This window comes from Streptomyces sp. Q6, assembly GCF_036967205.1.
GTDB classification, from domain to species: Bacteria; Actinomycetota; Actinomycetes; order Streptomycetales; family Streptomycetaceae; genus Streptomyces; species Streptomyces citrinus.
In genome coordinates this window covers 4,765,615-4,790,212 of the sequence record NZ_CP146022.1, presented here as the reverse complement: position 1 = coordinate 4,790,212, position 24,598 = coordinate 4,765,615, and the positions used below count along the sequence as shown (strand labels likewise).

The following is a 24,598-nucleotide window of genomic DNA, read 5'->3' as shown; positions in this document are numbered from 1 at the left end:
GATGCAATTCGACAACTGGCTAGACCGGAGCAAACATGGCAATTCACCAGGGCGTTACGGATTCCTGGACCAAGTCCTCCTATTCCACGGGCAACGGCGCCTGCGTGGAGGTCAAGTCGCCTGTCCTTCAGGCGATCGCGGTCCGGGACTCGAAGGTCACGGAAGGCCCCTCGATCGACTTCACCCCCGACACGTGGAATGCGTTCGTGCACGAGGTGAGCACGGGTTCCTTCTGATCTGAGAACGGCACAACAACCACATATGCAACACAGAGCACCACGTAGGAGCCCTCTCGACTAGCCCGCCGTCCTGGCCGAGGGGGCTCGGCCCTTTCCGGATCATGAATTCAGCGGAGCTGATCCACATAGCGGTCCGTTCCCGGCACCGTCGGGACGAACGGCGCCATCAGCTCCACCCGCGCCCCGAGCCCGGCCCCCGCCAGCTGCTCCCCCAGCCCGGCGAAGTGTTCCTGCCAGCAGTCGCGCGGATCCGCCTCCAGGAACCACAGCAGCGTCAGCCGGGTGTCGACGCCCTCGACCTGCTTCACGTACGTCATCCGGTCGCCCGGCAGCGGCGTCGGCCGGAAGATCGTGACCAGCGCGGCCGGTGACCCGGCGAGCACCTTCGGCAGATGGCGCGAGCGCAGCCACTCCAGCACCGCCGCCCGCTGCTCGGCCCGCTCCACGTCGACGACCTCCAGCACCAGCCCGGCGTACGGGTGGTCGAGCGCGTGGTAGTCGCGCGGGCCGGCGGCCCCGTCCCGGTAGACCGTCGCCTCGTGGTCCTGGAACGCGGTGAAGACGTGCGTACGGTCCTGGTAGACCCGGCCGTCCCGGTTGAGCCGCTTGTTGATCCCGACGGTCCACTTCATGTGCTCGTCGTAGCGGCCCTCGGTGACCCAGTACGTGGAGAGGTAGCAGCCCGCGGTGACCGGCTCGGCGACCGCCGACTTCTCCGGGTAGCGCAGGAGTTGGAGGTCGCGGGTGGCGACCCAGCGGCGTCCCGCGTACATCCAGGGCATGGCCATGGCACCCGCGTAGTAGTGGTCGTCCTCGTACCAGCGGTTGTACGCGTACTCGTGGCCCGGGTGCGGTTCGACCATGGTGATCAGGGCGTGCCCGGGGCGCACCCCGTACGGTCCGACGGCCGCGAGTTCCGCGTACGTCCCGCTGTGCGTGTCACCTGTTTCCATGCCGCTCATCCCCTTCCAACCTCCGTCCGACGCCCATACTCTGACGCCCCGTCAGATAGATGGCCAGAGTCGGGAGGCACCCAATGGCGCAGGACGCACCGCTCGCCGGGAAAACCGTGATCGTCTCCGGTGTCGGCGCCGGGCTCGGCCACCAGGTCGCGGCGGCCGTGGTGCGCGACGGGGGCAACGCGGTGCTCGGCGCGCGCACGGAGGCCAACCTGGCCAAATCCGCGGCCGAGTTGGACCCGGCCGGCACCCGGACCGCGTACCGCTCCACCGACATCGGCGACGAGACGCAGTGCGAGGCACTGGTGGCGCTGGCGCGCGAGCGGTTCGGCGGGGTCGACGCGGTGGTCCATGTCGCCGCCTGGGACAGCTACTTCGGCGGCCTGGAGGACGCCGACCTCGACACCTGGCGCGAGGTGATCGACGTCAACCTGCTCGGCACCCTGCGGATGACACGGGCCTGCCTGCCCGCCCTCAAGGAACGCGGCGGCTCGGTCGTCATCATCGGCACCCAGTCGGCCGTGGCCGCGCCGACCCAGGTCCGACAGGCGGCGTACGCGGCGTCGAAGGGCGCGCTGACCAGCGCGATGTACTCCCTGGCGCGGGAGTTGGGGCCGTACCGGATCCGCGTGAACACGGTGCTGCCGGGCTGGATGTGGGGCCCGCCGGTGCAGGCGTACGTCCAGTTCACGGCGCACACCGAGGGCGCGTCGGAGGAGGAGGTGCTCGCCCGGCTGACCGAGCGGATGGCCCTGCCGGAGCTCGCCACCGACGGCGACGTGGCGGACGCGGCGGTCTTCTTCGCCTCGGACCGCTCCCGCGCCATCACCGGCCAGCAACTCCTGGTGAACGCGGGTGAGTTGATGCGCTGAGCGCACCACCCCCTTCACTGCTCTCACTACGCGACCGCACGGGACCCGCATCCCGTGCGGTCGTATCCGTATCTGCGGCCACCTGCGGGCACTGACGAAGTGCCCGCTCATCGTGTGGCCGACGTCACGTTCACGACAACTCCCCGCCTGGTCACGAAAATGCAAAATCGTTCGGCTTGCTGATCTCGGTTCACATCCGTGACCGTCGATGCCCTTGACCGACCGGCCGAACAGGCGGTTCAATCCCCGAAGTCCCCACTCCCGCACGGGGGCGCCCGCTGGAACGGACGTACTGACGAAGAGCCGCAACGTTCACAAGGCGGACCCCTGGAGGGGGCACATGAACAGTCTCGACTGGGCCGTGCTCATCGGCTACTTCGGTGTGATGGTCGCGATCGGCGTCTGGTCCCACAAGCGTGTGGACAACGTCTCCGACTTCTTCACGGCCGGCGGCAAGATGCCCTGGTGGCTTTCCGGCATCTCGCACCACATGTCCGGCTACAGCGCGGTGATGTTCACCGGATACGCCGGCATCGCGTACACGTACGGCGTGACGTCCTTCGTCACGTGGTCCTTCCCGATCGCGCTCGGCATCGCCATCGGCTCCACGCTCTTCGCGCCGCGCATCAACCGGCTGCGTTCGCGGCTGCACGTGGCCTCTCCCCTCGAGTACCTGAAGAACCGGTACAACCTGGGCACGCAGCAGGCGCTGGCCTGGTCCGGAATGCTGCTGAAGATCGTCGACGTGGGCGCGAAGTGGGCGGCGATCGCCACGCTCCTGTCGGTGTTCACGGGGATCTCCCTCAACCAGGGCATCCTCATCACCGGCGCCATCACCGCCGTCTACTGCACCATCGGCGGCCTGTGGGCGGACGCGCTCACCGAACTCGGCCAGTTCATCATCCAGTTGCTGGCCGGCGTCTCGATGTTCGTCGCCGTCGTGCTGAAGCTCGGCGACAAGAACATCGGCTTCCTCGACGCGTGGAGCCGGCCGGAGTTGCAGGGCCACGACAAACCGCTCGTGGGGCAGTACGGCACGGTCTTCCTGATCGCGTTCCTGTTCATCAAGCTCTTCGAGTACAACGGCGGCATGCTCAACCAGGCCCAGCGCTACATGGCCACGGCGAGCCCGCACGAGGCCAAGCGCTCCGCACGGCTCTCGGCGATCCTGTGGCTGGTGTGGCCGGTCGTCCTCTTCTTCCCTATGTGGATGTCGCCGCTCCTGGTCCAGGCACAGAAGCCGGACGGCTCGGACAGCTACGGCCTGATGACCGAACAGCTGCTGCCGCACGGCCTGTTGGGCCTGGTCATCGTCGGCTTCTTCTCCCACACGATGGCCATGTGCTCCTCCGACGCCAACGCCATCGCGGCCGTCTTCACCCGTGACGTCGCCCCGGCGCTCTCCGAGAAGGCGCGGAACTGGGGTGCCCGTACCGGGCTGGTCGCGGCGCGGCTGACGACCGTGATCTTCCTGGCCCTGTCGATGGCGGTGGCCACGCAGGTCAACTCGCCCACGTTCAAGGACATCATCACCGTCGTCATCAAGTGGGTCGCGGGCCTGATGGGTCCGATCGCGATCCCGATGATGCTGGGTCTGCTGCGCACGTTCCGCAAGTCGGGGCCGACCGCGGCGCTCACCAGCTGGGGCCTGGGTCTGCTGGCGTTCTGGCTGGTCAACTACCCGATCAACTGGAACGTCGAGGGCGGAGTGCCGCTCCAGTACCAGGTGTCGATCCCGCTGGCGGTCTCGCTGGTGCTCTACATCGTCATCGGCTTCATCAAGCCGGAGGACACCCCGGAGCGCGACGCGATCATCGAGCGCCTCAACACCGACGACGACGGCCCCGGGTCGGCCGGCGCGGCGGCGGTACCGGCGCCCGCGGGTGCCGCGGACGACGTGACGCGGCTGTAGCGCCGTGACGTGAGCGGGCCCGGGGGTGAGCGATCACCCGCGGGCCCGTACGCATACCCGTAGACCTGCCCGTACGCGTCCTCGTACGGGCAGGGGCGGGCGCCTCTCAGGCTCTCGGGTAGCGCGCCAGCCAGCCCGGTGCCGCCGTGCCGGGGCCGTGCAGGGCCGGGCCCTGGGTCATCTCCATCGCGAAGTCGTCGGCGAGTTCCAGGATCGTCGCGCGGCCCTCCAGCTCCGCCACCCAGGCGGGCGGCAGCGCCGTCTCGCCGTGCAGTGCGCCCAGCAGGCCGCCGCACAGGGCGCCGGTGTCCGACGAGGGGCCGTCGTGGTGCACGGCGAGGCCCAGGCCGTGCCGGATGTCCTCGCCGACGAGCGCGCAGTACACAGCGGCGGCCAGGGACCCCACGGCCCCCGACGTCTCGTCCAGGGCGACGAGCTCACCGACCCGGGCGGCGCTCGGCATGCCCTGGCGTACGGCGCCCAGCGCCTGCTTGAGCGCGTCGACCACGGGCGGGTGCCCGGGACGGGCGGCGAGCAGGACCATCGCGCGCTGCACGGCCGCGTCCAGCGAGTCGCCGCGCGCCAGGGCGTGCACGATCACGGCGTAGGCGCCCGCGGAGAGATAGGCCGCGGGCGCCCCGTGCGTGTGGACGGCGCACTCCACGGCCAGCTGGAGCACGAGCTGCGGCTCCCAGCCGACGAGCAGGCCGAAGGGCGCCGAGCGGGTCGCCGCCTCGGGGCCCGCCGCGTCCGGGTTCTTGGGGCGGTCGAGGGTGCCCATCACGTCGTTGCCGAGCCCGAGCAGACAGGCCTGGGAGGCGCCGCGCCGCGAGTACAGCCACTCCTCGCGGGCCAGCCAGCCGTCCTCCTTGCGCCGCTCGTCGGGCCCCCAGTCGCGCTGGGTCGCGGACCAGCGCAGATAGGCACGGTGCACGTCGGTGGGCGGGTGCCAGGCGCCGGTGTCCCTGCGGACCTGGGCACGGATGAGGCCGTCGACGGAGAAGAGCGCGAGCTGGGTCGCCGCCGTCACCGCGCCCATGCGCCCGTACGCGGGCACGAGCTGCGTGAGTCCTTCGGCGCCGTGCGCCTCCCGGATCGCGTCGAGCGTGAGGCCGGTGAGCGGGGCGCCGAGGGCGTCGCCGAGCGCGGATCCGAGCAGGGTGCCGCGCACCCGGCTGCGGAAGTCCTGCTGTTCGGCGCGGCCCCACACGGCAGCGCCGGCGGGCGGTGCACCCATGGGATCCCCTCACGTCACGTCGCGTCCTGTCACGACCGGCCGACGGCAGCACTCTATTCGACGGGGCCCCGCCAGGATCGTTCGCTTCAGCGACCCAAGCGGACTCAACTGGTATGCGAAAAGACGCCCTTGAGGTCACTTGAGCCCACATTTGCCCACTTCGCGAAGGCGCACACGAGGGCGCGCGTGAGGCCGCCCATGAAGGCATGCGTGAGGGCGCGCGAAGAAAGGCGCACAGCTCGTGCACGCCGCCGCCACGGCTCCCCGGCAGTTGGACGCCCGCGCTTCGCCCGCCGTTCACCACGGCGTCGCGCCCCGCTCCCCGGCACCCCGAAACATCCGCCCCATGAAGCCCCTGACTGTTCTGAAGGCCCTGGCGTCGCAGAAGTCCCTGACGTCGCGGCAGCACCTGCCGACCCGCGTCACCGTTCTCTCGGCCGCCGCCCTCCTCGTCGCGCTCGCCGCCCCCGCCGCCTCCGCCCACCCGGGCGGCGCGGCCCCCGCCCGCATCCCGTTCACGCAGGCCACGGTCACGGCCACGGCGACCCCCGGCACGTACGAGATCGCCTGGCAGGCGCCGGGCGTGCGGCACGTGACCGTCGAGGCGGGCGGCCGTACGGTCGCGGGCGGCGGATCGGCCGGCAGGGTCACCGTCACCGGGCTCCCGGCGGGCGCCGACCGGCAGTGGTTCGACCTGGTACCCGACCACGGGCGCGGACTGCACCTCGCCGACCGGCTCGTGAAGCTCGACGGCGCCGTCAACTTCCGCGACGCGGGCGGCTACCGGACCACCGACGGGCACTGGGTGAAGATGGGTGAGGTGTACCGCTCCGACTCGCTCGACCGGCTCACCGACGCCGACCTGGCGAAGCTGCGGCGACTCGGCATCCGCACGGACTACGACCTGCGCATGGCGTCCGAGCGGGCGGCGGCACCCGACCGCGTACCGGCGGGCACGACGTACGTGGTCGCGGACGTGCTGGCCGGCTCCGGCACCTTCACCGCGATGCCGACGACCGAGTCCGAGGCGGTCACGATGATGACCGAGGGCGAGAAGTTCATGGTCAGCGGCGACACCGCCCAGGCCGCCTACCGGCAGGTCTTCGCCGGTGCGGTCGGCGGCGACGGTGTCCTGTTCCACTGCACGGCGGGCAAGGACCGTACGGGCTGGGCGAACGCCGCGCTGCTCACGGCGCTCGGTGTGCCGCGCGAGACGGTGATGGCGGACTACCTCGCCTCGAACGACTACCGGGCGGCGGCCAACGCCGCGGCGCTCGCTTCGATGCCGCCCGCGCAGGCCAAGGTCTACAAGCCGCTCCTCGACGTCCGCGCCGCGTACCTGAACTCCGGGTTCGACGAGGTGCGCGAGAAGTTCAGCTCGTTCCGCACGTACGAGAAGCGGGCCCTGGGCCTGTCCCCGGCCGAACTGCGCACGCTGAAGGCCGAGTTGCTGGTCTGACGGGCCCGCCCCCTCAAGACGTCCTCGGCGCTCGTGCGGTAGTCCCACACTCACGGTGACCTCCGGGGCGGGCGGTTCGGTCCTCGTGCGGCACCGGCGGCGCCGCATGACCGAATGTCCGCGACCCGGCTTCCGGTGCGTCGAGTTCGGCCCAGACCGTCTTGTGGGGCGCCGCCGTATCACCGCTGGTCACGCCCCAGCGGTCCGCGTACGACGCGACGATCAGCAGGCCCCGGCCGCCCTCGTCGTCCGGCTGCCGACGACGCGGCACCCGGTCCGGTCGCGCGTCGGCGACCTCGATACGCAGCGTGCGCGCCGCGTCCAGGGTGAGCGTCAGCCGGAAGTCCCGGCCCGGCACCCGGCCGTGCCGCACCGCGTTCGCCGCGAGCTCGGCGACGACGTGTTCCGCCTCGGGCGACTGCCTCTTCCACTCGGCGAGCTGCCGCTCCGCGAGCAGCCGGGCCAGGCGGGCGCCGCGCCTTGTGGAGGAGAGCAGGATCGTGAAGTGCTTCTTTTCCGTGACGTTCATTGAGCCGTTCATGCTGCACAGCGTTCCGGGTCGTCACATACTGTGACCAGGGTTACGCAACGTCCGTGCGGGGCTGTGCACTTGGGGAGGCCGTTGTGCACTTCGGGGAACGCGGGTCGAAGGCATTCGGGGCGCTGTTGCGGTTCCACCGCGAGCGGGCCGGGATGACGATGGAGACCCTCGGCAGACACGTCGGGTACTCCAAGTCGCAGGTGGCGATGGTGGAGCGCGGGGAGCGTCCGCCGAAGGGCCGCCTCGTCGAACTGGCGGAGCAGGCGCTGGACGCGCAAGGCGCACTTCAGGCCGTGGCCGGCAAGGAGTTCGGGCAGGGCGGGCTGCGGCCGTGGACCGAGGACTACCTGGCGGAGGAGAAGAAGGCGCACGCGCTGTATGTGTTCCAGAACCACATCGTCCCCGGCTCGCTGCAAACGGAGGGGTACGCCCGCGCCGTCTACATCAGCAACCGCTGCCCGATGCTGGAAGACGACGAGATCGAGCAGCGGCTGGCCGAACGCCTGGCGCGCCAGGAGCTGTTCAGTCGCAAGCCGCAGGCGGCCGTCAGCTACGTGATCGAGGAGTCGGCACTCACCAAGCCCTTGGGCGGAACGGACGTCCTGCGGGAGCAGCTGCTCCACCTCCTGGACGTCGGTGGCCTGCGCAACGTCGAGATTCAGGTGATGCCGCATGCCCGTGAGAACCATGCGGGACTGAACGGCCCCATGATCCTCCTGGAAACGGCGAAGCGAACTCAACTCGCCTACATCGAAGGCCCAAGCGGCGGCTACTTCGTCACCGAACAGCCTGACCTGGGAGACCTGTTCGGCAAATATGGCATCCTGCGCACGCAGGCTCTCAACTCCGAGGAGTCCGCAACACTGATCGAAAAGGTGGCGCGGGAACTATGAGCACGGACCCCCACTGGTTCAAGTCCAGCTACAGCGGCGACCAGGGCGAATGCCTGGAAGCCGCCCTCCAGTGGACCAAGTCCAGCTACAGCGGCGGCGAAGGCGAATGCCTGGAGGCGGCCGCCACCCCCCACCACATCCACCTCCGCGACTCCAAGCACACGCCCGACACCAGCCCCACCTTCAAGGTCACCGCAGCCGCGTGGGCCGCCTTCCTCGGCTCACTGGCATAGAGCCCCCTGAGGCGCTACTCCCCCGGGCCCGTCAGGAGCGGGAAGCGGCCCGAGTCGAGCAGCGCCACGATCGCGTCCGTCCTGGCCCGGGGCGCCGCGTAGTCCGGGTGCGAGCGCAGGACCGTCGCCGCGTCGTGCAGGCGGCCCATCTGGGCGGACGCCTGGGACAGATCACGGCCGCCCGGGGTGACCGGATGGGTCGCGAGGGCGGGGCGGCGCGGGTCGACGCGGCCCGACGCCACCGCCGGGGCGACCCGGCGCGCGCACCGGCACGGCGCCTTCGGGTCGGCGAGCCCGCACGTGGCGTCCATGAAGGAGCGCAGTCGCGTACGGGCGCGTTCGAGTCGCTTGCGGTAGGAGGCCGGTGAGACGTCGAGGACCCAGGCGGCGTCCGCCGACGGGAGGCCGAAGACCTCGGCGAGGACGTAGGCGACGCGCTCGCCGCGCTCCAGGCACTGGAGCATCGCCTGGGTGCACGTCAACCGGACCTCGCGGGCGAGGAGTTCGGCGTCGGGGCCCGCGTAGTCCTGCGGGGCGAGCCCGGCGACGAGGTCCTCGCCGAACGCGTCGAGGCTCAGCCCCGCAGCCTCCTGCGGGGTGCGCCGCTTCAGGTTCAGAAGGTAGTTGACGCCGACGCGGTAGGCCCAGGTGAGCAGCCGCGCCTCGGCCCGCCAGGTGGCGAGCCGGGTGACGACGCGGATCAGGATCTCCTGCGCGGCGTCCTCGGCGTCGGCGGGCCGCCACGTCATGCGCAGGGCCAGCCGGTACAGGGGATCCTGGAGCCTCCGCACGACGTCCTCCAGGGCGCCCTTGTCACCGTCGACGGCCCGTGCCACCAACGCACGCTCCTCCGCGAGGAGTTCGGGGTCGGCCACCTGGGGCCGCGGCGCCTGCTCGGCGGTGTCGTCGCTCATGCGGACAGTGTGCGTGCGGCGGCGTGCCGGCGCAGCCAGTCGCGGACGGCGGCGCCGATCTCGTCCGGCCGGTCCTCCGGGGCGTGGTGCCCGGCGACGCCGATGCTCGCGGTCTCGACGTTCGTGAACGTCTCCCGCGCCCAGGCGACGGCGTCCGCCGAGCCCATGCCGATCCCGCCCTCGCCGTGCATCACCAGCTTCGGCACCCCGGCCGACTCGGGCGAGGAGAGCCACGCGCCGTACGCGACCATGCGGGCGTGCACGTCGGCGGGCTCGCCGTCGAACGGGATCTCGCGGGGCCACACGAGCAGCGGCTTGCGGGAGGCCTCGGTCGGGTACGGGGCGCGGTACACGTCGTGGTCCTCGGGGGACAGGTGGGCGATGCCGTGCGGCAGGTTGAACTCGATGAACATGTTGTCCCGCAGGATCATCTCCTCGCCCTTGCCGGGGGTGCGGAAGTCGCGGAACAACTGCTGACCGAGCGGCGGGAGTTCGGCCATCGTCAGCGGCCGCAGGAAGGTCTCGACGAGCGCCAGGCCGCGCACCCGCCCGGGGCGGCGCGCCGCGAGGTCCATGGCGAGGGCGCCGCCCCAGTCGTGCCCGACGAACACGGCGGCGTCGAGGCCGACCGCGTCGAGCCAGGCGTCCAGGTAGCGGGCGTGGTCCGCGAACCGGTAGTCGCTGTCGGGCTTGCCGGACGCGCCCATGCCGATGAGGTCGGGCGCGAGGACCCGGGTCTCCCCCGTGAGGTACGGCAGGACACCGCGCCACAGGTGGGAGGAGGTGGGGTTGCCGTGCAGGAGGACGACGGGCGGGGCGCCCGCGTCGGCCCGGCCCCCGTCCACGTAGGACATGAAGGAGTCGAGGACGGGGACGGTGCGGGTCGTGCGGGCGGCGTCGGTGTCACGGGGGCCGGTCGACATCTGCGTGCCTTTCGTCGGACGGGGGAAGGGCGCCCTGTCGCGCCTTCACCGGGGTTGGACACCGGCGGATCCCCGGCTGTGACAGCCCACCGACGACTTTCTTCGAACGGGCTCGCCTTCCGCACCGGGCACACCCCCGACGCCGGCCCCGGCATCACCGTCACCGCCCGGACGTTCCTGGACTCGATCAGGCAGAACTTGCCCTGAAACAATCCTGCCGCCCGGTCGTGCGGGGCATCCTTGCCTCATGGACGCGGACAAGGGACAGGGCCCTGCGACCGTGGTCAACCGCTTCGCCACCCGCTCGGTGGACGAGGCGCGAGCCGTGCTGTCGCAGCAGTTCTACGACATGGAGCTGGACACCCCGGCAGCGGCGGACTTCGCCCTCGACGCCGAGGTCGTACCGCTGGGCGGTGTGACGCTGGGGCGCATGTCGTTCGGCGCCTCCATCACGGCGTACATCCCTGAGCTGGGCGGCTACCACATCGTGGCGCCGACGACGGGCTCCTTCGGCATCGGCCAGGGCCCGGAGGTCCGCACCCAGGTGTCGGCCCGCACCGGGGGCATGCTCAACCCCACGGCCGATTTCCGGGTCGGCGACTTCTCGCCGGACTGCGACACCCTCACCATCAAGGTCGACAGGGCGGCGATGCACCGGCAGCTGGAGGCCATGCTCGGCAGACCGGTCCGCCGCGACATCGGCTTCCGCCGCTCCTTCCCCATCTCCGCCGGTACGGGCGGCAGTTGGGCCGCGCTGGCCCGCTGGACCGCACTCGACGCGAACAACCCGGGGGGCCTGTTGCAGAGCCCCATGATTCGCGGACGCCTCGAACAGACCCTGCTGGAGGGCCTGTTGCTGGCCACCGACCACCGGTACCGCGACGCCCTGGACGCACCGCCGACCGCCATGTCCACCACCGCCGTCCGCCGGGTCATGGACGCCGTGCGCGACAGTCCGGCCGAAGCGTGGGACGCGAACCGGCTCGCCGCCGTCGCCCAGGTCAGCCTGCGCACCCTGCAAGAGGCGTTCCGTACGCAGCTGAGGATGACGCCCATGGGATACGTGCACGAGGTGCGGCTCCAGCACGTACGGATGGTGCTGCGCACCGCCGCGCCCGGGGAGGTCACCGTCACCGAGGTCGCGTACCGCTGGGGCTTCGCCCACCTGGGCCGGTTCGCGCGGCGCTACCGGACCCGCTTCGGGGAGACCCCGTCCCGGACGCTGGCCGGCCCGCCGGGTGCCGCGCGAACCGGATAACGGCCGTGCGCGGAGCGGCGAGCCACGCCCCGGCGCCCACCGTATGGTCCTGGTGCCGCCCCTTGCACGGGAGGTGTGGCCGATGGGCAGTGTCGGCGCCGCCCATCCGCCGCCCCATCTCCCCGGTCGGATGCGGATGCGAGTGCGGGCGCACAGCGAGGCCCCGCACATCCCGAGCCCGGCGCCCGCCCACCCTGTCAGCGGCGCCGGCCCCGGGCCCGCACCCGCTCCTCAGCCCTCCAGTACCGGCAGCAGTTCCGGCAGGTGCCCGTCCGACGCCAGCGCCGCCCGGACCCGCTCGTCCGGGACGGACCCGTACAGCGTCGTCCGGGGCTTCGCCGGGCGGCCCGCCGCCTCGGCCACGGCGATCAGGTCCTTGACCGACTTGTACGAGCCGTACGAGGAGCCCGCCATCCGGGAGATGGTCTCCTCCATCAGCGTGCCGCCGAGGTCGTTGGCGCCCGAGCGGAGCATCTCGGCCGCGCCCTGCGTGCCGAGCTTCACCCAGCTGGTCTGGATGTTCGGGATGTGCGGGTGGAGCAGGACCCGCGCCATGGCGGTGACGGCCCGGTTGTCCCGGGACGTCGGGCCCGGCCGGGCGATGCCCGCGAGGTACACCGGCGCGTTCGTGTGGATGAACGGCAGCGTCACGAACTCCGTGAAGCCGCCGGTCTCCTGCTGGATCGCGGCGAGCGTACGGAAGTGGCCGAGCCAGTGGCGCGGCTGGTCCACATGCCCGTACATCATCGTCGAGGACGAACGGATGCCCAGCTCGTGGGCGGTCTTCACGACCTCGATCCAGGTCGCCGTGGGCAGCTTGCCCTTGGTGAGGACCCAGCGGACCTCGTCGTCGAGGATCTCGGCGGCCGTGCCGGGGATCGAGTCGAGGCCCGCCTCCTTGGCGGCGGTCAGCCACTCGCGGATCGACATCCCGGTGCGGGTCGCGCCGTTGACGACCTCCATCGGCGAGAAGGCGTGCACGTGCATACCGGGGACGCGCGCCTTCACGGCCTTCGCGATGTCGAAGTAGGCCGTGCCCGGCAGGTCCGGGTGGATGCCGCCCTGCATGCAGACCTCGACCGCGCCGACGTCCCAGGCCTGTTGGGCCCGGTCCGCGACCTGGTCGAGCGAGAGCGTGTACGCGTCGGCGTCCGTGCGGCGCTGCGCGAAGGCGCAGAAGCGGCAGCCGGTGTAGCAGACGTTCGTGAAGTTGATGTTCCGCGTGACGATGTACGTGACGTCGTCGCCGACCACCGACCTACGGATGTCGTCGGCGATACCGCACAGCGCGTCGAGGGCGGGCCCGTCCGCGTGCAGCAGGGCCAGGGCCTGCGGGTCGGTGAGCTTCGTCGGGTCGTCGGCGGCCTGCGCCAGCGCCTCGCGCACATCCGTGTCGATGCGCTCCGCGACCATGCCGGGCGCCGCCTGCTCGCGCAGCGCCTCCCAGTCGCCGTACACCTCGTCGAAGTCGTCGCGGCGATCCGACGTACGGCCCTCGGTGTCGATGGTGCGGTGCAGGTCGGTGCGGCCCGAGGCCGACGCGACGTACCCCTCGTCGGGCTCCTGCCAGGGCCGGCCGACGACCGGCGCGTCCGCGATCGCGAGACCGGTCTCCGGGTCGGCGAGCGCGCGGACGTGCGGGAGCAGCCTTGGGTCGAGCCACGGTTCGCCGCGCGTCACGAACTCCGGGTAGACGCACAGCCGTTCCCGCAGCTCGAAGCCGACGTCCCGCGACCGCCGCGCCAGCTCGTCCAGCCGGGGCCAGGGCTTCTCCGGGTTCACGTGGTCGATCGTCACCGGGGACACCCCGCCCCAGTCGTCGATGCCCGCGCCGATGAGCCGCGCGTACTCGCCGTCGACGAGGTTCGGCGGGGCCTGGAGGTTCCCCGACGGGCCCATGATGTGCCGGGCGACGGCGACCGTCGCGACGAGGTCGTCGAGGTCGGCGTCGGGCATGCCGCGCATCGCCGTGTCCGGCTTCGCGCGGAAGTTCTGGATGATCAGTTCCTGGACGCCGTGGTACGAGCGCGCGACGCGGCGCAGCGCGAACAGCGACTCGGCGCGCTCCTCGTAGGTCTCCCCGATCCCGATGAGCAGCCCGCTGGTGAAGGGGACCGACGAGCGGCCCGCGTCCTCCAGCACCCGCACCCGCACCGCCGGTTCCTTGTCGGGCGAGCCGTAGTGCGGCATGCCCGGCTCCGACCAGAGGCGCTCGGCGGTCGTCTCCAGCATCATGCCCATGCTGGGCGCGACCGGCTTCAGGCGCTGGAAGTCGGTCCAGGACAGGACCCCGGGGTTGAGGTGCGGCAGCAGCCCCGTCTCCTCCAGGATCCGGATCGATATGGCCCGCACGTACGCGATCGTGTCGTCGTAGCCGTGCGCGTCGAGCCACTCGCGGGCCTCGGGCCAGCGGTCCTCCGGCTTGTCGCCCAGGGTGATCAGGGCTTCCTTGCAGCCGAGTTCGGCGCCCTTGCGCGCGATGTCGAGGACCTCGTCCGGCGACATGAACATCCCGTGCCCGTCCCGGCGCAGCTTGCCGGGCACCGTCACGAACGTGCAGTAGTGGCACTTGTCGCGGCACAGCCGGGTGAGCGGGATGAACACGCTCTTGCTGTACGTGATGACGCCCGGCCTGCCCGCCGCCGCGAGGCCCGCGTCCCGCACCCGGGCGGCCGACGCGGTGAGGTCGTCCAGGTCGGTGCCGCGCGCCTGGAGGAGGACGGCGGCCTCGGTGACGTCGAGCGCGACACCGTCTCTGGCCCGTTTGAGCGCGCGGCGCATCGCGTTGGCGGTGGGACGGTCGGCCTGGGGCGTCTGGGGTACGGCGTCCGGATCACTCATGAACCGAGCATACGAGCGGATCTCTCCCGCGGGGCTTTCGGGAGCCGACCAGCGGTACTAGTCTCGCCGGGTCGTGACCAACGGGGGGTTTGTCATGTTTCTTCGCACGCGTCCCATGACCGTACTGCTGTTGCTCGGAGGCCTGTTGCTGGGCGGGGTCCCGGCGACGGCGTCGGCGACCGCACCGGCAGCGGTGTCCTCGGGGCCCTGGGGGTCCTCGAAGGCCACGGGCGCTCACACCTCCGCTGCCTCGGCGCCCAGGAACCCGGTGAAGAAGTCGTCCTCGGTGACCAGGAGCAAGCCGAAGAAGTCCAAGAAGAAGAAGAGCGGCTCGCTCGGCGTGCTGGGCTGGATCCTGATCCTCTTCGTCGTGGTCGTCGTCCTGGTCGTCGCCGGCCTGTTCCGCGGACGCCGCAAGTCGTAATCCGCCCCTCCCCTTCCCTTGGGAGGGAGTTCACGGCTCAATACCAGAGTTGCACGCGCCACATCCAACACTCTGGGGAGCCGCGACATGTGCACAGACGACGCACCCGAACACGCCCTGGGCAGACGCGCGTTGCTCGTGACCGGTACGGCCGCCGCGCTTACGCTCACCACCATGAGCTTCGCCAGCGCCGCCGACGGCTCGCAGTCCACCAAGACGCTCAAGGGCACCCTGCCGCCGGGCGCCCCCGACTTCGTGTACCTGCCGGTCGAAGTGCCGCGCGGGGTACGGGAGATCAGGGTCTCCTACACGTACACGAAGGCCACCGTCCCGGCCGGTACGCAGAACAACGCGCTGGACATCGGCCTCTTCGACGAGCGCGGCACGGCGCTCGGCGGCAAGGGCTTCCGCGGCTGGTCGGGCGGCGCCCGCACCGAGTTCTTCGTCCGCGCCGACGACGCGACGCCCGGCTACATCCCGGGCCCGGTGCGGGCCGGCACCTGGCACATCGCGCTCGGCCCGTACACGGTGGCGCCCGAGGGTCTGCCGTACGAGGTGACGGTGACGCTCACGCACGGGGCGTCCGGCGCGACGCCGCGCCCGAGCTATCCGCCGGAGCGGGCCCGCGGCCGGGGCCGCGCCTGGTACCGGGGCGACTGCCATCTGCACTCCTGGTACTCGGACGGGCGCCGCACCCCGGCCGAGATCGGCGCGCTCGCCCGCGCGGCGGGCCTGGACTTCATCAACACGTCCGACCACAACACGCATGCCTCGCAAGCCCACTGGGCGGACGTGGCGGGCGACGACCTCCTGGTCATGCTCGGCGAGGAGATCACGACCCGCAACGGCCACGTCGTCGCTCTCGGCACCGACCCCGGCACCTTCGTCGACTGGCGCTACCGGGCCCGCGACAACCGCTGGGCCAGATACGCCGACCAGATCCGCCGCGCGGGCGGCCTCGTCGTCCCCGCCCACCCGCACGCCACCTGCATCGGCTGCGGCTGGAAGTTCGGCTTCGGCGAGGCGGACGCGGTGGAGGTGTGGAACGGGCCGTACACCCCGGACGACGAGATCTCCCTCGCCGACTGGGACAACACCCTCGTCGCGTACGCCCGATCCCGGGGGACGGGGTCCTGGCTGCCGGCCATGGGCAACAGTGACGCCCACCGCGACCCGGACCGGATCGGCGGCCCCCAGACGGTGGTCCTGGCCGACGACCTGACGCGGGACGCGATCCAGGCGGGCATCAAGGCGGGCCGCTCGTACGTGGCGGAGTCCGCGGCCGTCGAGGTCACCCTGACCGCGACCGGCGGCAAGGGCGAGGTCGCGGGCCTCGGCGAGCGCCTCGCCGTCGCCCCCGACGCGCCCGTCACCGTGCGCCTGGAGGTCGCGGGCGCCCCCAACCGCACCCTGCACCTCGTCACGGACCAGGGCACCCTGTTCACGTCCGCGGCGGGCGCCACCTCGGCGACCTGGACGACGACCGCGTCCTACGCGGCGTACGTACGGGCGGAGGTCCGTCACGCGCCGACGGTGCCCGGCCTCCCCGGAGCCCTGACCGCGTTCACGAACCCGATCTTCCTGGGGGCCTGAGCCGCCGGCCGCATCACGACCGGAGCGGAACCGGGGGCTACTCCGCCACCACCAGGACGGCGGACTCCCGGTTCAGCACCTCGCCCCGGAAGAAGGCCGGGCTGCGCCGCTGCATCGCCACCATGATCACGACACCGACGAGCAGCAGCCCGACGCCGATCACGAACACCGAGCCGACGCCGAACACGGACGAGCCGCTGCCGTACGCCGGGTTCCACATGTCGACGAGGGTCTTGGCGAAGACCGCCGCCAGGAGCACGCCGCCGAGCAGCGGGAAAAGACCCTTGAAGGCGAAGTCCCGTACGGACCGGGTGAGCTCGGTGCGGAAGTACCAGGCGCAGGCGAACGCCGTCAGCGCGTAGTAGAAGCAGATCATGAGGCCGAGCGCGTAGATCGTGTCGACGAGGACGTGCTCGGAGACCAGCGTCATGACCGTGTAGAAGACGGCCGTCGCGACGCCCGCCGTGACGGTGGCGCGGCCCGGCGTCCGAAAGCGCGGGTGGACGCGGGCGTACGACGCCGGGAGCGCCTCGTACGTCGACATGGCGAGGACGGTGCGGGCGACCGGGATGAACGTGGTCTGGAGACTGGCCGCCGCCGAGGCGAGGACCGCGACGAAGAGGAGGATGCCGAGCGTCGGGCCCATCACCGGGCCCGCGAGCGCCGCGAAGACGTTGTCGGACGTCTCCGGGTTGGCGAGGCCGAGGCCCCGCCCGCCCGAGCCGACGATCATCTGGGCGGCCACGCCCGTGGCCAGGTACGAGCCGACGAGGACGACCATGGCGATGAGCGCCGCGCGCCCCGGTGTCTTCTCGCTGCCGATGGTCTCCTCGTTCGCGGTGAGGCAGGTGTCCCAGCCCCAGTACATGAAGATCGACAGGGAGAGTCCGGCGGTGAACGCGCCGAACGACTGCACCGCGAACGGGTTCAGCCACGACCAGGAGAAGTCCACGGACGTGGCGGCGAAGTCGGCGGAGCCCGCCTTGGCCACGGCCAGCGCGACGAAGACGGCGAGCACCACCAGCTGGAGCCCGACCAGCGTGTACTGCACGCCCTTCGTCGCGGTCATCCCGCGGTAGCTGATCGCCGTCGCGGCGGCGATCAGGGCCAGGCACGTGAGGATGTGGACGGCCTTGTTCCCGTCCAGGTCGGCGACCGCGGCACTGTTCGTGATCTCGCCCGCGAGCAGCCAGAAGTACGAGGTCGCGACCCCGGCCAGATTCGACAGGACGATGATCGTCGCGATCACCAGGCCCCAGCCGCACATCCAGCCGACCCGCGGCCCGAAGGCCTTCACGGTCCAGGTGAAGGACGTGCCGCAGTCCGGCATGACCTTGTTGAGCTCCCGGTAGGCGAAGGCGACGAGGAGCATCGGCAGGAACCCGGCGAGGAACACGGCGGGCATCTGGAGCCCCACCTCGCCGGCCGTGGAGCCGAGCGTGGAGGTCAGGCAGTAGACGGGCGCGACCGTGGAGACGCCGATGACGGCGCTGCCGAGCAGCCCGACGGAGTTCCCGCCCAGGCCCTTGCCGTTCCTCGCGCCGGTCTCGGGGCGCACGTCCAGCTGAGTCATGAACAGGACGTTAAATCCTGCGGTTTCCACATCTGGCGGGATTCGTCAGGACATCCACCGATCCGCAAGAGCTATGGATCGATGGGCAATTCGGGCAGCCGCCCGGCACTTCTTATGACGATGACAGGAGATCGCCATTCATTGCAAGGCGGGGCGGCCGGCGTCCGATATTCGGTAATCGAAGCTGGGTCCGTTTTGACCCGTTTCAAAATTTTCCGGTGACGGTTGCGTCACGTCGGCACCACACCGTCACCGCCGGTAACGGCCGCTGCCTCGGCACGCTCAGCCGGGCCACACGATCGACTGCCACTCGCTGTACGCGTGCAGCGCGTACGAGCCGACGTCGCGCCCCACGCCGCTCTTCTTGAACCCGCCGAACGGCGCCTCCATGTTCCGCCCGACGGTGTTCACGCCGACCCCGCCGGCCCGCAGCCGCCGGGCGACCCGGAAGGCGCGCGCCACGTCGCCCGACCACACGTAGTCGATGAGCCCGTAGTCGCTGTCGTCGGCGAGGGCGACGGCCTCGTCCTCGTCCCCGTCGAACGGCACGACGGTGACGACGGGGCCGAAGATCTCCTCGCGCACGACCCGCATGTCGTTGGTGCAGTCGGCGAGGAGCGTGGGCGCGACGTAGAACCCCTTCTCGTACGCGGGCCGCTCGCCGCCCGCGACGACGGTCGCCCCCTCCTTGCGCCCGAGTTCCACGTAGGACTCGATCCGTTCGCGGTGCGCCGCCGAGATGACGGGACCGACGACGGTGCCCTGCGCGCGCGGGTCGCCGACCTTCATGAAGCCGAGGTAGCCGGTGAGCTTCGCGACGAACGCGTCGTACACCGACCGGTGCACCAGCGCCCGCGTCGGCGCCGTACAGATCTGCCCGCTGTAGAAGGCGTACGTCGTCCCGATCCCGGCGACGGCGGAGTCGAGGTCGGCGTCGCCGAAGACGATCGCGGCGCCCTTCCCGCCCAGCTCCATCAGCTGGCGCTTCATGGACCGGCCGCACACCTCGCCGATGCGCTGCCCGACGGCCGTGGACCCGGTGAAGCTGACCATGTCGACGTCCGGCGCGTCGACGGCCGCCTCCCCCACCTCGACGGAGGCGCCGCTCACCACGTTCACCACGCCCGGCGGCACACCGGCCTCCTCCAGGGCGGCCGCCATCCGGTACACGGACAGCGGGTCCTGCGGCGCGGGCTTCACGACGACGGTGTTGCCCATGGCGAGGGCGGGCGCGACCTTGCCCGCCGGGTTGGCCCACGGGTTGTTGTACGAGGTGACGCAGGTGACGACGCCGACGGGCCGGCGCACCGCGAGGGCGCCCATCACCCCGGCCCTGCCCATCGGACCGGCCTCGTTGATCTGCGGCGGCAGCCCTTCCTCGACGGGTTCGAGCGCCCCCTTCGCGTACCGCCGGAACCGGGCCACGCCGACGGCGACCTGCATCCCGCGCGCGGTCCCGCTGGTGGCCCCGCTCTCGGCCTGCGCGAGCTCGGCGTTGGCCGCGAAGTCGCGCTGTATGACGTCGGCGGCCCGGTCGAGGATCGCGGCCCGCTCCTCGGGCCTCGTACGGGACCACGCCCCGAAGGCGTCGCGGGCGGCGCGCGCCGCGTCGTACACCTGCTGCCGCGTGGCCTCGGGTGCGTGCCCGACGACGTCCTCGCGGGCCGGATCGACGACGTCGTAGTGCCCGCCGCCGGGCTCGACCCACTCGCCTCCGATGAACAACTTCCCTTCTGTTGAGGTCACTTGGTGCTCACCGTCCGGGTGTCCCGCCCCGACCGGAGCACCTTCCCGGGTACGGCGCCGCTGACGACGTCACCGCGCATGGCCTCCACCCCGTTCACCCACACGGCGGTCACGCCGATGGCTTTCGAGTCGAGCCGGGGCGAGTCGCCCGGCAGATCGTGCACGAGCGTCGCCTTGCCGGCGTCGATGGCCTCGGGGTCGAACAGCACGAGGTCCGCGTGCCAGCCCTCCTCGATCCTGCCCCGCTCCCGCAGCCCGAACAGCTGCGCCGGATCGTCGGTCAGCATCTTCACGGCGGCCTCCAGGCCCAGCAGCTTCCGTCCGCGCAGACAGTCGCCGAGGAACCGCGTCGTGTACGGGGCGCCGCACATCCGGTCCAGGTGCGCGCCCGCGTCGGAGCCGCCCAGCATCACGTCCTCGTGGTTCCACGTCTCGGCGCGCAGCGCCCACGAGTCCGGATCGTTGTCGGTCGGCATCGGCCAGAGCACGGTCCGCAGGCGGTCGTTGGCGCAGATCTCCACCAGGCACTCGAAGGCCTCCTGCCCGCGCTCGGCGGCGATGTCCTTCACCACCCGCCCGGTCAGCCCCTCGTTCGCCTCGGAGTACGTGTCCCCGATGACGTACCGGCCGAAGTTCGCGAGCCGCCGGAAGACACCGGCCTCCTTGCTGTCGGCCCGCCGCAGCATCTCGGCGCGCACGTCGGGGTCGCGGAGCTTCGCGATCCGCTCGTCGACCGGCAGGCCCAGCACCTCGCCCCAGCCGGGGATGAGGTTGAGCGCGCAGAACGTGCCGAGGGACATGTTCATCGGGGTCAGGATCGGCATCGTCAGGGCGACGATCCGGCCGCCGGACTTGCGGGCGCGCTCGCTCGCCGTGAGCTGGCGCGGCACACGCTCGGGGACGGCGGCGTCGATGGTCAGCACGTTCCAGTTGAGCGGGCGCCCGGCGGCGGCGCTCATCTCCACGAACAGCTCGATCTCGTCGTCGCTGAACTGGTCGAGGCACCCGGCGACGATGGCCTCGATCTGGGTCCCCTCGTGCTCGCCGACCGCCTTGCTGAGCGCGAGCAGCTCGGCGGGCAGCGCGTGCCGCGAGGCGACCGGCCTGCCGTCCCCGTCCGAGTGCGTGGACGACTGGGTGGTGGACAGGCCCCAGGCCCCGGCGTCCATGGCTTCGTGGAACAGCGCCAGCATGGCGTCCAGCTGCTCCGGCGTCGGCTGCCCGCCGACGGCGTCCGCGCCCATCACGTACCGGCGCAGCGCGCAATGCCCCACCATGAAACCGGCGTTGACGGCGATCCGCCCGTCGAGCGCGTCGAGGTACTCGCCGAAGGAGTGCCACGACCAGGGCGCGCCCTCTTCCAGGGCGACCAGCGACATCCCCTCGACCTTGGACATCATCCGCCGCGTGTAGTCGGCGTCCTCGGGCCGCTCGGGGTTCAGCGGGGCGAGCGTGAAACCGCAGTTGCCCCCGGCGACCGTCGTCACCCCGTGGTTGAGCGAGGGCGTGGCGTACGGGTCCCAGAACAGCTGGGCGTCGTAGTGCGTGTGCGGATCGACGAACCCGGGCGCGAGCACGAGCCCCGAGGCGTCCTCACGGGACCGGGCCGGTTCGCTCACGGTGCCCGGCTCGGCGATGACGGCGATCCGTCCCGCCCGGATCCCGACATCGGCGACGTAGGCGGGGGCGCCGGTCCCGTCGACGACGGTGGCGCCCTGGATGAGGTGATCGAGCATGCCTTCCCCCAAACATTCAAGCTCAGCAGGTTCAAGCCCCTCAGGGGGCACCTCCCGGCGTCGGCCGGAAGCGATCGAGGCGCGGGGCCCGAGCCCCGGCCCCGCGACCTCGGCGCGCGAGGGCCCCGATCTTCCGGTCCGGGAGGAGGAAGATCGGGGCAGCTCAGCGGTCAGGCCCCGGCCTGCCCCCGGAACCTGGTGGTCCGGTGCACCGGATCCGTGTCGATCTTCGGAATGACGTGCTCCCCGATCAGCTTGATCGACGTCAGCGTGTCCTCGTGCGACACCCCGATCGGCAGCCCGAACGACAGCTGGTCGGCGCCCGCCTGCTCCCACCGCTTGCACTGCTGGAGCACCTCGTCGGGGTCACCGCAGATCATCAGTTCCTCGGCGATGAGCAGCTCGATGATCTCGGCGGAGTACTCGGGCAGGATCTCCGGCCACTCGGGTATGCCCTCGGGCCGCGGGAAGGTGTCGTGGTAGCGGAAGACGAGCGACTGGAGGTAGTTGAGCCCGCCGTTCACCGCGATGTCCACGGCCTTCTCATGGGTCTCCGCGCAGATGGCGGTCGAGGTCACCATGACGTTGTCGTTGACGAAGTCGCCGACGGGCTCGGCGTCCTGGATGGCGGTCTTGTACTGCTCCAGGACCCACTCCATGTCGGAGACCTTCTGGACGCTGAACCCGAGCACCCCGAGCCCCTTGCGGGCGGCCATGGCGTACGAGGGCGGGGACCCGGCCGCGTACCACATGGCCGGGTGCGACGTCCCGTACGGCTTCGGGAAGATCTTGCGCGGCGGCAGCGACCAGTGCTTGCCCTGGAAGCCGACGTACTCGTCCTGGAGCCACATCTTCGGGAACTCGGCGATGGTCTCTTCCCAGATCTCCTTGGTGTAGTTCATGTCCGTCACACCAGGGATGAACCCGAGGATCTCGTGGCTGCCGGCGCCGCGCCCGCTGCCGAACTCGAACCGGCCCTCGCTGAGGTGGTCGAGCATGGCCACCTTCTCGGCGACCTTGACCGGGTGGTTGACCTGGGCGAGCGGGTTGAAGATCCCGGAGCCCAGGTGGATCCGCTCCGTCGCGTGGGCGAGGTACCCGAGGTACACGTCGTTGGCGGAGAGGTGCGAGTACTCCTCCAGGAAGTGGTGCTCGGACGCCCAGGCGTACTTGAAGCCGGACTTGTCCGCCTGGATGACGTACTCGGTCTCGTTCATGAGCGCGCGGTGCTCGGCGGTCGGGTCCGTCAGCGCCTGCTTGCCCACGTATCCCTGTACAAAGAGCCCGAATTCCAAGGAGGTTCACCATCCTCGTCAGTTTCTGACGAACCGTCAGATTGGATGTGTCGACTGTTCCACCGGAGCAGGGGGGCGTCAATAGCTGACGCAGCGTCAGGAAAGGTGGTCGGGGCCGGGCCCGGTCACAGGACGGAGACCCCGGCGAGCCAGCCCCCGTCGATCACGAACGGCTGCCCGGTGATGTACGACGAGTCCTCCTCGGCGGTGAGGAACAGCGCGAGCCGCGCGACCTCCTCCGGCCGGCCGACCCGCCCGATCGGCACGAGCTTCCCGTACAGCTCGGCGAGCGCCTCGGTGGCCTCGTCGGTGTTCGCGGCGGGATCGAGCTGGGCGGGGTTGCTCATGGCGGTGTCGATGGCGCCGGGGCAGACGGCGTTGACGCGTATCCCCTTGCCGGCCAGCTCCAGGGCGGCGACCCGCGTCAGTCCGACGATGGCGTGCTTGGTGGCGGTGTACGCGCCCACGTACGCCATCCCGGTCACCCCGGTGTAGGAGGCGGTGTTGACGATGGTCCCGCCGCCCGCGGCCTCGATCTCGGGAGCCACGGACTTGATCCCGAGGAACGCCCCCACCTGGTTGACCTGCACGATCTGCTGGAACTCCGCCAGCGGCGTCGAGACGAGTTCGTTGAACCGCAGGATCCCCGCGTTGTTGACGAGCCCGTCGATCTTCCCGAACGCGCCCTTGGCGGCGCGCACGGCGGCGCCCCACTCCTCCTCCTCGCTCACGTCGAGATGGACGTAGACGGCGCTCGCGGCCCCGATGTCCTTGGCGACGGCCTCGCCCTGGTCGTCGAGCACGTCGGCGACGACGACCTTGGCGCCCTCCGCCGCGAACAGCCGCGCCTCCTGCTCGCCCTGCCCGCGCGCCGCACCGGTGATGAGTACGACCCGCCCGTCGAGCTTCCCCATGGGATCAGTCCCCTTCTGTTGCCTACTGGTTGAGGTGCGGAGCGACCTCGGCGGCGAACGCCGTGATCTGGTCGACGAGTTCGGCGCGCTCCCGGCTGCGGAAGCGGACCTGGATCTGATGGACACCCATCGCGGCGTACGCGCGCAGCGACTCGGCGATGGCCTCGGGGTCGCCGGACAGGGTGCGCCGCCCCACGTCCCAGGTGGGCGCGCCGACGTAGAGCGGCTCGGTGATGGCCCCGACGACGATCGGCGCCTCGACACCGGCCTCGGCGCGCAGCCGCCTGACCTTCTCGATCTGCCGCGGGAGCCGGTCGCGCGGGTCGCCCTGCGGCAGCCATCCGTCACCCTTGAGCGCGGCCCGGCGCACGGCGGGCGCGGAGGACCCGCCGACCCAGACCGGCACCCGCGCCTGCGCGGGCCTGGGCCGCTGCCCGAGCCCCTCGAAGGCGTAGAACTCGCCCTTGTGCGTGGGGAACTCGTCGGCGCCGAGCGCGGCCCGCAGCGCGTCGATCGTCTCGTCGAGCACCGCCCCGCGCCGCGCGAAGTCCGCCCCGACCGCCTCGAACTCCTCCTGGACGTGCCCGGCCCCGACCCCGAGGATCAGCCGCCCGCCGCTCAGGTGGTCGAGGGTCGCGTACTGCTTGGCGGAGATCAGCGGATGCCGCAGCCCGACGACCGCGACATGGCTCAGCAGCCGGACGCGCTCGGTGGCGGCGGCGAGGTAGGCGAGCGTGGCGACGGGGTCGTACCAGGTGGTCGACATGGCGTCGGCCAGCCGGCGCGGAATGGCGACGTGGTCGCAGCAGGCCACGTACGCGAAGCCGCCCCGGTCGGCGGCGCGGGCGATCTCGACGAGGTCGCCGGGCCCCGCGGCCGCCTCCCACGATTCGGCGTAGATGGTGCTCTGCGACTGGACCGGAAGCTGCATCCCATACGCGAGTGACGCCATGACAACCCCTTGCCCCTGTCCGGGCCTCACGCAGGCCCGTATCTGACGGTCCGTCACATCAGACGGCGACCCTCATCGTCGTAG

21 protein-coding genes are annotated in these 24,598 nt (G+C 71.2%); 9 read left to right on the top strand and 12 right to left on the bottom strand.

The window, feature by feature from the left end; all coding sequences use genetic code 11:
* Positions 1-35: 35 nt before the first annotated feature.
* Positions 36-236, top strand: a complete 201-nt coding sequence (locus tag V2W30_RS22400) for a DUF397 domain-containing protein (protein ID WP_338699099.1) — start codon at positions 36-38, stop codon at positions 234-236.
* Between the two features lie 110 nt (positions 237-346).
* Here V2W30_RS22400 and V2W30_RS22395 read toward each other — a convergent pair whose 3' ends face one another.
* Positions 347-1,192, bottom strand: coding sequence for a hypothetical protein (locus V2W30_RS22395; RefSeq protein ID WP_425244582.1), 846 nt, complete (start codon positions 1,190-1,192; stop codon positions 347-349).
* A gap of 83 nt (positions 1,193-1,275) precedes the next feature.
* Between V2W30_RS22395 and V2W30_RS22390 the strand changes: the two genes are divergently transcribed.
* The gene (locus V2W30_RS22390; protein WP_338699097.1) at positions 1,276-2,070 is read left to right on the top strand and encodes an SDR family oxidoreductase; all 795 of its coding nucleotides are present in this window, start codon (positions 1,276-1,278) and stop codon (positions 2,068-2,070) included.
* A 340-nt stretch (positions 2,071-2,410) separates the two neighbouring features.
* Positions 2,411-3,982 carry a sodium:solute symporter family protein gene (locus V2W30_RS22385; RefSeq protein ID WP_338699095.1) on the top strand — a complete coding sequence of 524 codons (1,572 nt, stop codon included), beginning with the start codon at positions 2,411-2,413 and terminating at the stop codon, positions 3,980-3,982.
* Between the two features lie 106 nt (positions 3,983-4,088).
* Here V2W30_RS22385 and V2W30_RS22380 read toward each other — a convergent pair whose 3' ends face one another.
* On the bottom strand, positions 4,089-5,219 hold the full coding sequence (locus V2W30_RS22380; RefSeq protein WP_338699093.1) for an ADP-ribosylglycohydrolase family protein: 1,131 nt from the start codon (positions 5,217-5,219) through the stop codon (positions 4,089-4,091).
* 346 nt (positions 5,220-5,565) lie between these two features.
* On the opposite strand from V2W30_RS22380, the gene V2W30_RS22375 reads away from it, so the two are divergent.
* Complete coding sequence (locus V2W30_RS22375; RefSeq protein WP_338699091.1) at positions 5,566-6,678, top strand: tyrosine-protein phosphatase; 1,113 nt, start codon at positions 5,566-5,568, stop codon at positions 6,676-6,678.
* Between the two features lie 13 nt (positions 6,679-6,691).
* Here the strand turns inward: V2W30_RS22375 and V2W30_RS22370 are convergent, their stop codons facing one another.
* Positions 6,692-7,207, bottom strand: a complete 516-nt coding sequence (locus tag V2W30_RS22370; protein WP_338699089.1) for an ATP-binding protein — start codon at positions 7,205-7,207, stop codon at positions 6,692-6,694.
* A gap of 95 nt (positions 7,208-7,302) precedes the next feature.
* Between V2W30_RS22370 and V2W30_RS22365 the strand changes: the two genes are divergently transcribed.
* Together V2W30_RS22365 and V2W30_RS22360 are read left to right on the top strand one after the other, a co-directional pair.
* A complete protein-coding gene (locus V2W30_RS22365) occupies positions 7,303-8,112 on the top strand; it encodes a helix-turn-helix transcriptional regulator (protein ID WP_338699087.1) in 810 nt (269 codons plus the stop codon).
* Positions 8,109-8,345, top strand: coding sequence for a DUF397 domain-containing protein (locus V2W30_RS22360; protein ID WP_338699085.1), 237 nt, complete (start codon positions 8,109-8,111; stop codon positions 8,343-8,345). The genes V2W30_RS22365 and V2W30_RS22360 overlap by 4 nt, the downstream gene beginning before the upstream one ends.
* A 14-nt stretch (positions 8,346-8,359) precedes the next feature.
* Here V2W30_RS22360 and V2W30_RS22355 read toward each other — a convergent pair whose 3' ends face one another.
* Together V2W30_RS22355 and V2W30_RS22350 are read right to left on the bottom strand one after the other, a co-directional pair.
* Positions 8,360-9,259: an RNA polymerase sigma factor gene (locus tag V2W30_RS22355; protein ID WP_338699083.1), complete on the bottom strand. Its 900-nt coding sequence runs from the start codon at positions 9,257-9,259 to the stop codon at positions 8,360-8,362.
* Positions 9,256-10,182, bottom strand: a complete 927-nt coding sequence (locus V2W30_RS22350; RefSeq protein WP_338699081.1) for a haloalkane dehalogenase — start codon at positions 10,180-10,182, stop codon at positions 9,256-9,258. The genes V2W30_RS22355 and V2W30_RS22350 overlap by 4 nt, the downstream gene beginning before the upstream one ends.
* A 247-nt stretch (positions 10,183-10,429) precedes the next feature.
* Here V2W30_RS22350 and V2W30_RS22345 point away from each other — a divergent pair, with 247 nt between their 5' ends.
* Positions 10,430-11,440, top strand: coding sequence for an AraC family transcriptional regulator (locus V2W30_RS22345; RefSeq protein WP_338699079.1), 1,011 nt, complete (start codon positions 10,430-10,432; stop codon positions 11,438-11,440).
* 231 nt (positions 11,441-11,671) lie between these two features.
* Here V2W30_RS22345 and V2W30_RS22340 read toward each other — a convergent pair whose 3' ends face one another.
* Positions 11,672-14,281, bottom strand: a complete 2,610-nt coding sequence (locus tag V2W30_RS22340; RefSeq protein ID WP_338699077.1) for a bifunctional FO biosynthesis protein CofGH — start codon at positions 14,279-14,281, stop codon at positions 11,672-11,674.
* 115 nt (positions 14,282-14,396) lie between these two features.
* Between V2W30_RS22340 and V2W30_RS22335 the strand changes: the two genes are divergently transcribed.
* Together V2W30_RS22335 and V2W30_RS22330 are read left to right on the top strand one after the other, a co-directional pair.
* Positions 14,397-14,705 carry a hypothetical protein gene (locus tag V2W30_RS22335; protein ID WP_338699075.1) on the top strand — a complete coding sequence of 103 codons (309 nt, stop codon included), beginning with the start codon at positions 14,397-14,399 and terminating at the stop codon, positions 14,703-14,705.
* Positions 14,706-14,792: 87 nt separating this feature from the next.
* Positions 14,793-16,298: a CehA/McbA family metallohydrolase gene (locus V2W30_RS22330; RefSeq protein WP_338699073.1), complete on the top strand. Its 1,506-nt coding sequence runs from the start codon at positions 14,793-14,795 to the stop codon at positions 16,296-16,298.
* Positions 16,299-16,335: 37 nt separating this feature from the next.
* On the opposite strand, the gene V2W30_RS22325 is transcribed toward V2W30_RS22330, so the two are convergent.
* The 6 genes from V2W30_RS22325 to V2W30_RS22300 form a co-directional block, all read right to left on the bottom strand.
* Positions 16,336-17,871 carry an APC family permease gene (locus V2W30_RS22325; protein WP_338699071.1) on the bottom strand — a complete coding sequence of 512 codons (1,536 nt, stop codon included), beginning with the start codon at positions 17,869-17,871 and terminating at the stop codon, positions 16,336-16,338.
* A gap of 282 nt (positions 17,872-18,153) precedes the next feature.
* Positions 18,154-19,617 (bottom strand): aldehyde dehydrogenase family protein, encoded by a 1,464-nt coding sequence (locus tag V2W30_RS22320; RefSeq protein WP_338699069.1) that lies wholly within the window; start codon positions 19,615-19,617, stop codon positions 18,154-18,156.
* Positions 19,614-21,353 (bottom strand): D-aminoacylase, encoded by a 1,740-nt coding sequence (locus tag V2W30_RS22315; protein ID WP_338699067.1) that lies wholly within the window; start codon positions 21,351-21,353, stop codon positions 19,614-19,616. Before V2W30_RS22315 ends, V2W30_RS22320 begins: the two co-directional genes overlap by 4 nt.
* Before the next feature lie 170 nt (positions 21,354-21,523).
* Positions 21,524-22,648, bottom strand: coding sequence for an LLM class flavin-dependent oxidoreductase (locus tag V2W30_RS22310; protein ID WP_338699065.1), 1,125 nt, complete (start codon positions 22,646-22,648; stop codon positions 21,524-21,526).
* 125 nt (positions 22,649-22,773) lie between these two features.
* Complete coding sequence (locus tag V2W30_RS22305; protein ID WP_338699063.1) at positions 22,774-23,562, bottom strand: SDR family NAD(P)-dependent oxidoreductase; 789 nt, start codon at positions 23,560-23,562, stop codon at positions 22,774-22,776.
* 22 nt (positions 23,563-23,584) lie between these two features.
* Positions 23,585-24,514 (bottom strand): TIGR03619 family F420-dependent LLM class oxidoreductase, encoded by a 930-nt coding sequence (locus V2W30_RS22300; protein ID WP_338699061.1) that lies wholly within the window; start codon positions 24,512-24,514, stop codon positions 23,585-23,587.
* Positions 24,515-24,598: the final 84 nt, after the last annotated feature.

What these genes read in the sequence shown, in the direction of transcription:
- V2W30_RS22390 (WP_338699097.1), top strand. Translation starts at nt 1,276, where the DNA reads ATGGCGCAGGACGCACCGCTCGCCGGGAAAACCGTGATCGTCTCCGGT.
- V2W30_RS22360 (WP_338699085.1), top strand. Translation starts at nt 8,109, where the DNA reads ATGAGCACGGACCCCCACTGGTTCAAGTCCAGCTACAGCGGCGACCAG.
- V2W30_RS22385 (WP_338699095.1), top strand. Translation starts at nt 2,411, where the DNA reads ATGAACAGTCTCGACTGGGCCGTGCTCATCGGCTACTTCGGTGTGATG.
- V2W30_RS22400 (WP_338699099.1), top strand. Translation starts at nt 36, where the DNA reads ATGGCAATTCACCAGGGCGTTACGGATTCCTGGACCAAGTCCTCCTAT.
- V2W30_RS22395 (WP_425244582.1), bottom strand. Translation starts at nt 1,192, where the DNA reads ATGGAAACAGGTGACACGCACAGCGGGACGTACGCGGAACTCGCGGCC.
- V2W30_RS22305 (WP_338699063.1), bottom strand. Translation starts at nt 23,562, where the DNA reads ATGGGGAAGCTCGACGGGCGGGTCGTACTCATCACCGGTGCGGCGCGC.
- V2W30_RS22370 (WP_338699089.1), bottom strand. Translation starts at nt 7,207, where the DNA reads ATGAACGTCACGGAAAAGAAGCACTTCACGATCCTGCTCTCCTCCACA.
- V2W30_RS22315 (WP_338699067.1), bottom strand. Translation starts at nt 21,353, where the DNA reads ATGCTCGATCACCTCATCCAGGGCGCCACCGTCGTCGACGGGACCGGC.
- V2W30_RS22355 (WP_338699083.1), bottom strand. Translation starts at nt 9,259, where the DNA reads ATGAGCGACGACACCGCCGAGCAGGCGCCGCGGCCCCAGGTGGCCGAC.
- V2W30_RS22350 (WP_338699081.1), bottom strand. Translation starts at nt 10,182, where the DNA reads ATGTCGACCGGCCCCCGTGACACCGACGCCGCCCGCACGACCCGCACC.
- V2W30_RS22325 (WP_338699071.1), bottom strand. Translation starts at nt 17,871, where the DNA reads ATGACTCAGCTGGACGTGCGCCCCGAGACCGGCGCGAGGAACGGCAAG.
- V2W30_RS22380 (WP_338699093.1), bottom strand. Translation starts at nt 5,219, where the DNA reads ATGGGTGCACCGCCCGCCGGCGCTGCCGTGTGGGGCCGCGCCGAACAG.
- V2W30_RS22340 (WP_338699077.1), bottom strand. Translation starts at nt 14,281, where the DNA reads ATGAGTGATCCGGACGCCGTACCCCAGACGCCCCAGGCCGACCGTCCC.
- V2W30_RS22375 (WP_338699091.1), top strand. Translation starts at nt 5,566, where the DNA reads ATGAAGCCCCTGACTGTTCTGAAGGCCCTGGCGTCGCAGAAGTCCCTG.
- V2W30_RS22330 (WP_338699073.1), top strand. Translation starts at nt 14,793, where the DNA reads ATGTGCACAGACGACGCACCCGAACACGCCCTGGGCAGACGCGCGTTG.
- V2W30_RS22345 (WP_338699079.1), top strand. Translation starts at nt 10,430, where the DNA reads ATGGACGCGGACAAGGGACAGGGCCCTGCGACCGTGGTCAACCGCTTC.
- V2W30_RS22335 (WP_338699075.1), top strand. Translation starts at nt 14,397, where the DNA reads ATGACCGTACTGCTGTTGCTCGGAGGCCTGTTGCTGGGCGGGGTCCCG.
- V2W30_RS22300 (WP_338699061.1), bottom strand. Translation starts at nt 24,514, where the DNA reads ATGGCGTCACTCGCGTATGGGATGCAGCTTCCGGTCCAGTCGCAGAGC.